The 11,556-nt window shown below is 43.7% G+C and carries 10 protein-coding genes; all 10 read left to right on the forward strand.

Translation table 11 applies throughout. The annotated features are described in order from the left end of the window. On the forward strand, window positions 1-804 hold the full coding sequence (kdsA, locus tag ISX59_RS05375; protein ID WP_005775756.1) for a 3-deoxy-8-phosphooctulonate synthase: 804 nt from the start codon (window positions 1-3) through the stop codon (window positions 802-804). A gap of 155 nt (window positions 805-959) precedes the next feature. Next, a complete protein-coding gene (locus tag ISX59_RS05380; protein WP_220575718.1) occupies window positions 960-3,779 on the forward strand; it encodes a pitrilysin family protein in 2,820 nt (939 codons plus the stop codon). Window positions 3,780-3,939: 160 nt separating this feature from the next. Then, window positions 3,940-5,421, forward strand: coding sequence for a DUF5687 family protein (locus tag ISX59_RS05385; protein WP_005818637.1), 1,482 nt, complete (start codon window positions 3,940-3,942; stop codon window positions 5,419-5,421). Between the two features lie 30 nt (window positions 5,422-5,451). Then, window positions 5,452-6,156 carry an ABC transporter ATP-binding protein gene (locus ISX59_RS05390; protein WP_005810044.1) on the forward strand — a complete coding sequence of 235 codons (705 nt, stop codon included), beginning with the start codon at window positions 5,452-5,454 and terminating at the stop codon, window positions 6,154-6,156. A gap of 6 nt (window positions 6,157-6,162) precedes the next feature. Then, on the forward strand, window positions 6,163-6,678 hold the full coding sequence (locus ISX59_RS05395) for a C40 family peptidase (protein WP_005810046.1): 516 nt from the start codon (window positions 6,163-6,165) through the stop codon (window positions 6,676-6,678). A gap of 47 nt (window positions 6,679-6,725) precedes the next feature. Then, complete coding sequence (locus ISX59_RS05400; protein ID WP_032538142.1) at window positions 6,726-7,394, forward strand: HAD family hydrolase; 669 nt, start codon at window positions 6,726-6,728, stop codon at window positions 7,392-7,394. A gap of 802 nt (window positions 7,395-8,196) precedes the next feature. Continuing rightward, window positions 8,197-8,514, forward strand: coding sequence for a 50S ribosomal protein L21 (gene rplU, locus ISX59_RS05405; protein ID WP_005775748.1), 318 nt, complete (start codon window positions 8,197-8,199; stop codon window positions 8,512-8,514). A gap of 23 nt (window positions 8,515-8,537) precedes the next feature. After that, entirely contained in the window at window positions 8,538-8,807 is a 270-nt protein-coding gene (gene rpmA, locus ISX59_RS05410; RefSeq protein WP_005775747.1) for a 50S ribosomal protein L27, read from the forward strand. Window positions 8,808-8,963: 156 nt separating this feature from the next. Continuing rightward, window positions 8,964-10,238: a serine--tRNA ligase gene (gene serS / locus ISX59_RS05415; RefSeq protein WP_220575719.1), complete on the forward strand. Its 1,275-nt coding sequence runs from the start codon at window positions 8,964-8,966 to the stop codon at window positions 10,236-10,238. A 92-nt stretch (window positions 10,239-10,330) separates the two neighbouring features. Beyond that, a complete protein-coding gene (gene gluP, locus ISX59_RS05420) occupies window positions 10,331-11,542 on the forward strand; it encodes a glucose/galactose MFS transporter (protein ID WP_005775743.1) in 1,212 nt (403 codons plus the stop codon). The last annotated feature ends 14 nt before the right edge of the window (window positions 11,543-11,556 follow it).

An 11,556-nucleotide genomic window follows, 5' to 3' on the forward strand; every position in this document is an offset into this window, starting at 1 on the left:
ATGATAGAACAACTGAAAAACAATAAGACGGGAAACTTCTTCCTATTGGCCGGACCATGTGTTATCGAAGGTGAAGAGATGGCCATGCGAATTGCCGAAAGAATAGTAAACATCACCGATAAACTGGGAATTCCTTATGTATTCAAAGGTTCATATCGCAAAGCTAACCGCTCACGCATGGATTCATTCATGGGAATTGGTGATGAAAAGGCATTAAAGGTTCTCGAAAAAGTGCACAAAACCTTCGGAATACCTACCGTAACAGATATTCACGCTGCCGACGAAGCGGCCATGGCGGCCAGTTATGTAGATATTCTGCAAATCCCGGCCTTCTTGTGCCGACAGACGGACTTGCTGGTGGCGGCAGCTAAAACCGGAAAAACGATTAACATCAAAAAAGGACAGTTTCTCTCCCCACTCGCCATGCAATTTGCAGCCGACAAAGTGATAGAAGCCGGAAACAAGAACGTGATGCTGACTGAACGTGGAACAACATTTGGTTATCAGGACTTGGTGATTGATTACAGGGGTATACCGGAAATGCAATCTTTTGGTTATCCGGTCATTCTGGATGTAACCCACTCATTGCAACAACCTAATCAGACAAATGGAGTAACGGGAGGAATGCCGCAATTGATTGAGACGGTGGCCAAAGCCGGTATCGCTGTCGGTGTCGACGGACTTTTCATTGAAACGCACGAAAATCCCACAGTAGCCAAAAGTGACGGTGCCAATATGCTGAAGCTTGACCTATTGGAAGGATTATTGACTAAACTGGTGAAAATTAGAGAAGCGATTATGTGATTTACTTCCCGGCAATGCGACTGATAGAAAAAACAGAAACAAGATTATTCACCACAGAACGCACTGAAAGCACAGAATCTTGTATATAAAAACATCAAAAACGAGAGTGTGATCAGTGTATGCTGCGGTAGATAGAATTCAAAAACAGTATAGCAATGAAACATTTATTCCGTGGTTTACTTTTCGTTGCAGTCATCCTGTGCTGCAACTTCCAGCAGGCCTTTGCACAGCAAATGCCGCCCATCCCTATTGACAAGAATGTACGTATCGGAAAGTTAGACAATGGTCTGACTTACTACATCCGTAAGAACAATCTGCCCGCCAACCGTGCCGACTTCTACATTGCCCAGAAAGTGGGTTCTATCCAAGAAGAAGAAAACCAACGTGGATTGGCACACTTTCTGGAACATATGTGTTTCAATGGGACCACTCACTTCCCGGGTGATGCGCTGAAACAGTATCTGGAACGTATCGGAGTAAAGTTCGGTGAGAATCTGAATGCATATACTTCCATCGACGAAACGGTTTACAACATCTCCAATGTACCGGTCAACACCCCCGGAGCAGTAGATTCTTGTTTACTGATCCTCCACGACTGGAGCAATGACCTGACCCTCGATCCGAAGGAAATTGATAAAGAACGAGGTGTCATCAATGAGGAATGGCGTACCCGTATGAGTGCCATGATGCGTATGCAAGAGAAACTTCTACCGATGATGTATCCGGGCGATAAATATGCCAACAGTTTCCCCATTGGAACCATGGACGTAGTGATGAACTTCAAGCCACAAACACTGAGAGACTACTATGAAAAGTGGTACCGTCCGGACCTACAGGGAATCGTCATTGTCGGTGATATCGACGTAGATGCCGTAGAAGCCAAGATCAAAACAATGTTCGCCGATATTCCGGCACAGCCGAATGCCGCCGAACGCATCTATTATCCGGTTGCCGATAATAAAGAACCGATCATCTGTATCCTGAAAGATAAGGAACAACCTCATGTACAGGTTCTTCTTTTCAATAAGCACGAAGCAATTCCTGACAATCAGAAAGGCAATGTGGACTACCTGATACAGCAGTATGCCAAGGATCTGATCAGCAGTATGCTGAACGCACGTTTAAATGAATTGGCACAAACGGCTAACCCGCCTTATATCTATGCCGGAACGCAAGACGGCAACTTTTTCGTATCCAAAACCAAGGATGCCTTTCTCGGAGTTGTGGTCTGCAAAGAAGACAGCATAGATAATGGTATCGCCACCCTGCTGCGCGAAATAGAACGTGCCCGCCAGTTCGGCTTTACCGAAACGGAATACAACCGTGCCCGTGCAGAATACTTACGCCAATTGGAGTCGGCTTACAACGAACGGGATAAACAGAAAAATAATAAATATGTGGACGAATATGTCCGTCACTTCCTTGATAACGAACCAATACCGGGTATTGAAAACGAATATACTTTTATCAATCAGATAGCTCCAAATATTCCGGTGGCAGCAATCAACCAATTGATGAAAGGGCTTATTACGGATAATAATCAGGTAGTAGCTCTTTTCGCTCCTGAAAAAGAAGGTCTGAAACTGCCTTCCGAAGCGACCATAAACAAACTGCTGAAAGATGCAAAAGCGGAGAAACTGACTGCTTATGTAGACAAGGTATCAGACGAACCTTTGATGGCCGAAGCTCCGAAAGGGGGGAAAATTGTTTCCGAAACGAAAGATGATATCTTTGGAACAACTACTCTGACTCTATCTAACGGGGTAAAGGTAATTATAAAAAAGACCGATTTCAAAGCAGACGAAATCCGTATGAAAGGTGTCAGTCTGGGAGGCAGTTCTTTATTCCCCGATTCGGAAATCATTAATATAAGTGGTCTGGATGCTGTCGGCGCCGGTGGTTTAGGTAACTTCAGTGCAGTAGATCTTGAGAAAGTGCTTGCCGGAAAAAAAGCATCGGTCAATTACAACATCTCACTCACGACCGAAAACGTTTCAGGAAGTTGCTCTCCCAAGGATTTTGAAACGATGATGCAGCTCACTTACCTCACATTCACCGCCCCGCGCAGAGACAACGATGCATTTGCATCTTATAAAAGTCGTAGTAAAGCAGCGTTAAAAAATCAGGAACTGAACCCGAATGTGGCATTCAACGACTCTATCCAGGCCGGTGTTTATATGAATCATCCGAGAGCCAGACGCATAAAAGCCGATATGGTGGATCAGATGGATTACAATAAGATTCTGTCTATGTATCAGGATCGTTTTAAAGATGCAAGCGACTTCACATTCATCTTTGTCGGTAACGTAGATGTAGAAAAGATGAAACCGGTCATTGCAGAATATCTGGGTGCACTCCCTGCCATCAATCGTCAGGAGACTTTTAAAGATAACAAAATAGAAGTGCGTCAGGGTGTTTACAAGAACGAATTCACCAAGAAACAGGAAACGCCCAAAGCTTCGGTATTCGTGTTTTATAGCGGAGACTGCAAATATGATCTGAGAAACAACCTTCTGCTCGGCATGACAAGCCAGATACTTGATCTGGTTTACACAGAAAAAGTACGTGAAGACGAGGGAGGTACCTATGGAGTATACGTAGGTGGAAGGTTACAAAAATATCCCAAAGAAAAAATATTTTTGCAGATTATCTTCGATACAGCCCCCGACAAGAAAGAGAAATTGATGAAAATCATCTTTGACGAGATAACCGACATAGCGAAAACCGGTCCGTCAGAAACCAACTTGAATAAGGTGAAAGAGTACATGCTGAAAAAGCATACCGAGGACCTGAAAGAGAATAGCTACTGGTTGGGAAGTATCGACGAATACCTGTATACCGGCGTTAACCGTGTGAATGACTACGAAAAGATAGTCAACAGCATTACGGTAAATGATATTCGGAAATTCGCAGACGACCTGTTCAAACAAAAGAACGAGGTGGAAGTGACAATGGTCAGTGCGGAAAATAAATAATCAATCCTAAAAGCAAAGAGCATCAAAAAATCTTTTCCACCACAGATTTCACAGATTAGAATCACAGTCATTCAAAATCCGAGAATGAAACTCAGACAATGAAAACCGGTGTAATCTGTGGTGGTTTTGCTCTCCCCCCTCCCTTAAACTATAACAAACTATGCTATTCAACGAATTGCGTCGACACGGCAAACTTGCTGCCAAACGGCATCCGATGTACGAAAAGAATAAAATCGGCAAATACATCATGTATGCCTCCTTTATTTTCTGGGGTGCTTACTTTATATTTATTGGCATCGGTCTGGCAAAAGCCATCAGCACAGAAGTTCCCAATATGGAAGCCTATCATATTTTGAACAGTGGACTGATATTTGCGCTTGCCCTGGACTTTGTAATACGTTTCCCCTTCCAAAAAACTCCTACACAAGAAGTAAAACCTTACCTGCTACTTCCGGTAAAACGAAGCCGTATACTCGACTTTCTGCTTCTCCGCCACGGGCTCAGCTCTTTCAATCTTATCTGGCTGTTCCTGTTCGTGCCGTTCGCAGCACTCACAGTCTTTCCTTTTTATGGAATATCAGGAGTTCTCACTTACAGCATCGGCATTTGGTTACTGATGGTTTTCAACGGATATTGGTATCTGCTTTGCCGTACGCTGATTAACGAACATATTTGGTGGGTGTTACTTCCCATCGTTGTCTACAGTGGAATTGCCATCGCTATTTTTATTCCCAAAACGGAATTTATAAGTGACTTTTTCATGAACTTGGGAGAAGGTTATATCGAAGGAAATCTACTTGCTTACCTGGGTACATTGGCAGCCACTGTTCTGATATGGTGTATCAACCGTAAAGTGATGACCGGTTTAATATACAACGAAATCAATAAAGTAGAAGACACAAAAGTAAAAACCGTATCCGAATACCGTTTCCTGGAACGTTACGGAGAGGTGGGCGAATACATGCGCCTGGAGTTGAAAATGCTCCTACGAAACAAACGCTGTAAGGCCTCACTCCGATCGGTAGCAATGCTCGTAATCATCTTCTCCATCATACTGAGTTTCAGCAGTACGTATGACCACATGAAGAGTTTTGTCCTGGTATACTCTTTCCTTGGATTCGGTATGGTGATTCTGATACAACTTATGGGATTTGAAGGAAACTATATCGACGGACTGATGACTCGCAAAGAATCTATCAAAAGCCTGTTGACAGCCAAATATTATATCTATAGCTTGGCGGAAATCATTCCGCTGATCCTGCTGATACCGGCTTTTGTGATGGGAAAAGCCAGCCTGCTGGGTGCTGTCGCACTAATCTTTCTGACAACAGGTCCCGTCTATTGCATCTTGTTCCAACTGGCGGTATACAACCATAAAACCGTACCACTCAATGAAAGCATCACAGGCAAACAAAGCACGAATAGCGGAATGCAGATGCTAATCAGTCTTGGAGTTTTCATCGTACCAACCACACTCTATGGTACGCTCCCCATGCTGCTGGGACAAACATGGGCCTACATTGTTATATTAATCATCGGATTAGGCTTCACCCTGACCTCCCCTATGTGGATAAACAATGTATATGTCCGTTTCATGCAACGCCGCTACGAAAATATGGAAGGATTCAGAGATAGTAAATAACGATTCAATATTTATCAAACAAAAAAGAATATGATTACCATACATAACCTCCAAAAAAATTTCGGTACCCAAACAGCTATCGATATCGATAGCTACACAATCAATCAAGGAGAAATGATTGGCCTGGTAGGTAACAATGGAGCCGGAAAAACAACTTTATTCCGTTTAATGTTAGATTTGCTGAAAGCTGACTCCGGAGAGGTCATTATTAATGACATCCATGTGAATCAAAGTGAAGACTGGAAAAGTTTCACCGGTGCATTTATCGATGATGGTTTTCTGATCGGCTACCTGACTCCGGAGGAGTATTTCTATTTCATCGGCAAAATGTATGGACTGAAAAAAGAGGAGGTGGATGAACGTTTGACCGCTTTCGAACGTTTTATGAACGGAGAAGTACTGGGGCAAAAGAAGTTTATCCGTAATTTTTCCGCGGGAAATAAGCAAAAAATAGGAATCATATCGGCCATGTTGCATTATCCCAAATTGATAATTTTGGATGAACCATTCAACTTTCTCGATCCGAGTTCGCAATCCGTAATCAAGCACCTGCTGAAAAAGTATAATGAAGAACATAATGCCACAGTCATCATTTCGAGCCATAATCTGAACCACACGGTGGATGTTTGTCCCCGCATCGCAGTACTTGAACACGGAATTATCATCCGTGACATTGTGAACGAGAATAATTCGGCTGAAAAAGAACTGGAAGATTACTTTAATGTAGAAGAATAAAAACGTATGAAGAGACATCTTTTTAATCTGTTGCTCCTTACTGCTTTGGTTGTCAGCTTGAGTGCTTGCCGTACTTCTGTCCCCAGACTTGATTATAAGGCACTCGCCCGCGCTTCTGTACGCCTGGGTGTGGACATCGGAATGGAAGATAATCACAAACTTTATCTGGAGGCGGCCCAGTGGATAGGTACCCCTTACCGGGGAGGTGGGGAGACGAAACGTGGTACTGACTGCTCGGGAATGACTTGCCAGATTTATAAAAAGGTGTATCACATCAAACTGCAACGAAGTACAGACGGCCAGAAGAAAGAGAGCAGCAAAGTTGCCCGGCGGAATCTTCGGGAAGGCGATCTGGTATTTTTCAGCAGCCGGAAATCGCGCAGAAAAGTGGCCCACGTGGGCATCTATCTCAAGGATGGAAAGTTTGTTCATGCCAGCACCAGCCAAGGGGTAATTGTCAGCAGCCTCAACGAGCCCTATTACCGTACCCATTGGATATCGGGAGGCAGAGTGCGCAAATAAGCTTTATTGAAATAAAAAAATCACTATCTTTGCCGAAAATTCCGCAAATGAAATACACGGTTTATTTATTCGACTTTGACTATACGTTAGCAGACTCTTCACGCGGTATCGTAACCTGCTTCAGAAGCGTGCTCGAGAGACACGGCTACACCGGTGTCACCGATGATACCATTAAACGTACCATTGGGAAAACGCTTGAAGAATCATTCAGCATCCTTACAGGAATTACTGACGCCAGTCAACTGGAAGCATTCAGACAAGAGTATGCCAAAGAGGCAGATGTATATATGAATGCAAACACCATCCTTTTCCCGGATACTCTCCCCACGCTTACGTACCTGAAAAAACAAGGGGCCCGTATCGGAATCATTTCAACCAAATACCGGTTCCGGATACTGAGTTTCCTGAAAAATCACATGCCGGATGATTGGTTTGACATTATTATCGGAGGTGAAGATGTGACACATCATAAACCCGATCCTGAAGGTTTGTTACTTGCCATTGACCGATTGAAGGCATGCCCCGAAGAAGTATTATACATCGGCGACAGTACAGTGGATGCAGGAACGGCCGCCGCTGCCGGAGTTTCTTTTGCCGGTGTTACCAGCGGTATGACCACTGCCGAAGAGTTTCAGGCTTATCCCTACGACAGAATCATCAGTTCCCTTGGTCAGCTAATTTCCGTTCCGGACGACAAAGCCGACTGTTCGCTCTGAGCAATCAACCGGATGTTATCCATTCGCCGAATAACGGTGCAAAAAGAAAGCAAACATCCGTTTTTTATAACAGAGCCCTTGTCCGTTTCCAATGTTCGGAGAGAAGAAGAAAGCCAAACGAAGGCTTTTGGAGCCGGAGAGCCGGGCTTCCGAGATTGGAGAGCCGGGCTTTTTGCGAAAAGAAGCAGGCATTTTAGCAGAAAGAAGTAAGCATTTACCCGGAAAGAAGTAAGCATTTACCAAAAATGTCCTTGTGTTTTGAAAATATCTCCTATTGTTTTCTCCAATATCTCCTATTGTTATTCAAAATCCGGCTTGAAAGGAACACTCCATCTTCCGGTTGGCACCCGCAGGCAGAGCTTTCTGGAATGACAGAATAACCGGGATACGATCCCATCCGCAACACTTTCACCGCCGTCAAGACATCTTTTCTTTCCTCATGCATACAATCAATCAAAAATCCAAAGAAATATGTCATCAGGGAAAAACTGTAGAATGCGTTTTTTCATTCGGGCAAGCGTCCCCGTCCGAAATAAACGATTCTGAGGAGTTCCGATTATCAAAGTGACAGAATGAATAAAGTCATATTCCATTTAGTAATCAACCTTCTAACTGCCCCTGCCTGAAAGAAGAAAAAGAGTAAAATAACATACTGCACAACAAAAAAGAAAAAGAAAAACTTGTCCGAAACAAATAAAAGCAGTAATTTTGTGCCCTGATTATTCCGCACCGGGTTTGAGCAAGTGTTTTTTAAGTGATTAAAGACCACCCGACGGAGCTAACTTACATTTATTTATATAAGATGTACGCAATTGTAGAAATCAACGGTCAGCAATTTAAAGCTGAAGCTGGCCAGAAATTGTTCGTTCACCACATTCAGAATGCAGAGAATGGTGCAACTGTAGAATTTGACAAAGTTCTTTTGGTAGACAAAGACGGAAACGTTACTGTAGGTGCTCCTACTGTAGACGGTGCAAAAGTAGTCTGCCAGATTGTTTCAAGCCTGGTTAAAGGTGACAAAGTACTTGTTTTCCACAAGAAAAGAAGAAAAGGTCACAGAAAGTTGAACGGTCACCGTCAGCAGTTCACAGAGTTAACAATTACAGAAGTAGTAGCTTAATCAATTTTTAAAAGTAAGAAGAAATGGCACATAAGAAAGGTGTCGGTAGTTCTAAGAACGGCCGCGAATCACAGAGCAAAAGATTAGGCGTTAAGATATTTGGTGGCGAAGCTTGCAAAGCAGGTAACATCATCGTTCGTCAAAGAGGTACTGAATTCCACCCGGGTGAAAACATCGGTATGGGTAAGGACCACACTCTTTTCGCTTTAGTAGACGGAACTGTAAGTTTCAAAGTAGGTAGAGAAGACAGAAGATATGTTTCTATCATCCCTGCTGAAGCAACAGAAGCATAAATTTCCGGAGTTTAAAGGAAATTGTAAGAAATTGAAGAAAGAGATGCAATCGGTTGATTGCGTCTCTTTTCTTTTTTATACAAGACGTATCCTCTTATCTTATTTTTATATATCTTTGTAAACTCAAAGAAGAAAGTTCATAAATAAAGTATAGATATGCTTACCATTAAACAAATTACAGAAAACACAGATGCGGTAATCCGCGGTCTGGAAAAGAAACACTTCAAAGGGGCCAAAGAAACAATTGCCCAAGTGATTGAAGTGAATGACAAAAGACGTAATACACAAAACCAATTAGATAAAAACCTGGCAGAGGTAAATTCGCTCTCGAAAACCATCGGCCAGCTAATGAAAGAAGGAAAAAAGGAAGAAGCCGAAGCTACGAAAACCCGTGTAGCCGAAATAAAGGAGACCAACAAAACACTACAGGCTGACATGGATCAGGCGGCCAACGACATGCTGAATCTGCTGTATACTATTCCCAATATTCCTTATGACAGCGTACCCGAGGGTGTTGGCGCCGAGGATAATGTTGTAGAAAAAATGGGAGGCATGGAAACTCAACTCCCAACAGATGCACTTCCTCACTGGGAGCTGGCTAAGAAATACGACCTGATCGATTTCGACCTGGGTGTAAAAATCACCGGTGCAGGTTTTCCGGTATACAAAGGTAAAGGTGCTCAATTGCAGCGTGCACTGATTAACTTTTTCCTGGATGAAGCACGTAAATCGGGATATACTGAAATCATGCCCCCAACGGTTGTCAATGCAGCTTCCGGTTACGGAACGGGACAACTTCCGGACAAAGAAGGACAAATGTACCACTGCGAAGTAGACGATCTTTATTTGATCCCGACAGCCGAAGTTCCGGTAACCAACATCTACCGTGACGTGATTCTGGATGAAAAACAACTTCCTATTAAAAACTGTGCTTACACACAGTGCTTCCGCCGTGAAGCCGGTTCCTACGGTAAAGATGTACGCGGCCTGAACCGTCTCCACGAATTTTCTAAAGTAGAATTGGTACGTATAGATAAGCCTGAGCACTCCCGCCAGTCACATCAGGAAATGCTGGATCACGTTGAAGGTTTGCTCCAGAAGTTAGAACTTCCTTACCGCATTCTCCGTCTTTGTGGCGGTGATATGAGTTTTACCGCCGCTCTCTGCTTTGATTTCGAAGTATACTCCGAAGCACAGAAACGCTGGCTGGAAGTCAGCTCCGTATCCAACTTCGATACTTACCAGGCTAACCGGTTGAAATGCCGTTATCGCAGCGGAGAAAAAAAGACCGAGCTTTGCCATACACTGAACGGATCAGCGCTGGCGTTACCCCGTATCGTAGCAGCCCTGCTGGAAAATCATCAGACCCCGGAGGGCATTCGGATCCCGAAAGCATTGGTTCCTTACTGCGGATTTGACATTATCGACTAAAAACAAAACAAGATAAAAGAGCAACTCCGATACAGGGGTTGCTCTTTTTTTACCTTAAAACACATTTTTACTAACCTCAAAACTCCTATTTTATGAGCTCTACTCAAAAAAACTTTGCTCTGCCGTTAGCATTTATCGGCATCATGTTCTTTGCCATCGGATTCGCATTAGGAATTAACTCCGTTCTGATTCCGGTTTTACAAGGTTCTTTAGGCATCACTTCCGCTGAATCTTATCTTATTATCGCAGCTACTTTCGTACCTTTTCTTATTTTTGGTTATCCGGCTTCGATGACTATCAAAGCTATCGGGTACAAACGTACCATGGCACTCTCATTCGCCATGTTTGCCATTGCTTTCGGTTTGTACATTCCGTCTGCCAGTCAGGAAAGTTTCGCACTTTTCCTGGTAGCATCTTTCGTTAGCGGTACGGCAAATGCATTTTTACAAGCATCTGTCAATCCGTATATCACTATCCTCGGTCCATTGGACAGTGCCGCCAAACGTATCAGCATCATGGGCATCTGCAACAAGTTAGCATGGCCGATTCCTCCATTGTTCCTGGCCTTCCTGATCGGTAAGGAAGTCAGCGACATTACCGTATCAGACTTATTTACTCCGTTTTATGTAATCATCGCCGCCTTCATCTTATTAGGAATCATCTCGCTGATGGCTCCACTACCGGAAGTAAAAGCAGCCGGCGAAGACGACAGCGAAGGTGGTGCAGAGGCTTGTCCGTATGCAGCCGGCAAAACGTCTGTATGGCAATTCCCGCATCTGCTGTTGGGATGTCTTGCACTCTTCCTCTACGTAGGTGTAGAAACGGTTTCATTGGGTACTCTTGTTGACTACGCCAACAGCCTGCATCTGGAAAACGCAGCAGCTTATGCCTGGATTGCTCCAATCGGAATTGTAATCGGATATATCTGCGGCATCATTTTCATACCTAAATACCTCAATCAGGCTACAGCATTGAAAATCTGTTCCATTCTTGCCATTGCAGGTTCTATCCTGGTAGTATTGACTCCGGCTGATATCTCGATCTACTTCATAGCATTCATAGCATTGGGATGTTCACTGATGTGGCCTGCACTTTGGCCGCTCGCCATGGCAGACTTAGGCAAATTCACCAAGGCCGGTTCTTCTTTGTTGATAATGGCTATGGCCGGCGGTGCTGTCATTCCTACCCTGTTCGGATATATCAAAGATATAGCAGGAGCACAAAATGCTTACTGGATCTGCCTCCCCTGCTTCCTCTTTATCCTCTATTATGGAATGGCGGGGTATAAAATCAGAACAAAATAAACAAATATACTCAC

Origin of the sequence: Bacteroides sp. FSHCM14E1 (genome assembly GCF_019633785.1) — a bacterium.
Taxonomy (GTDB): domain Bacteria; phylum Bacteroidota; class Bacteroidia; order Bacteroidales; family Bacteroidaceae; genus Bacteroides; species Bacteroides hominis.

Excerpts from the sequence above, each read along its gene's own strand:
- ISX59_RS05380 (WP_220575718.1), top strand. The coding sequence starts at position 960 with ATGAAACATTTATTCCGTGGTTTACTTTTCGTTGCAGTCATCCTGTGC.
- ISX59_RS05390 (WP_005810044.1), top strand. The coding sequence starts at position 5,452 with ATGATTACCATACATAACCTCCAAAAAAATTTCGGTACCCAAACAGCT.
- ISX59_RS05385 (WP_005818637.1), top strand. The coding sequence starts at position 3,940 with ATGCTATTCAACGAATTGCGTCGACACGGCAAACTTGCTGCCAAACGG.
- ISX59_RS05400 (WP_032538142.1), top strand. The coding sequence starts at position 6,726 with ATGAAATACACGGTTTATTTATTCGACTTTGACTATACGTTAGCAGAC.
- rpmA (WP_005775747.1), top strand. The coding sequence starts at position 8,538 with ATGGCACATAAGAAAGGTGTCGGTAGTTCTAAGAACGGCCGCGAATCA.
- serS (WP_220575719.1), top strand. The coding sequence starts at position 8,964 with ATGCTTACCATTAAACAAATTACAGAAAACACAGATGCGGTAATCCGC.
- kdsA (WP_005775756.1), top strand. The coding sequence starts at position 1 with ATGATAGAACAACTGAAAAACAATAAGACGGGAAACTTCTTCCTATTG.
- rplU (WP_005775748.1), top strand. The coding sequence starts at position 8,197 with ATGTACGCAATTGTAGAAATCAACGGTCAGCAATTTAAAGCTGAAGCT.
- gluP (WP_005775743.1), top strand. The coding sequence starts at position 10,331 with ATGAGCTCTACTCAAAAAAACTTTGCTCTGCCGTTAGCATTTATCGGC.
- ISX59_RS05395 (WP_005810046.1), top strand. The coding sequence starts at position 6,163 with ATGAAGAGACATCTTTTTAATCTGTTGCTCCTTACTGCTTTGGTTGTC.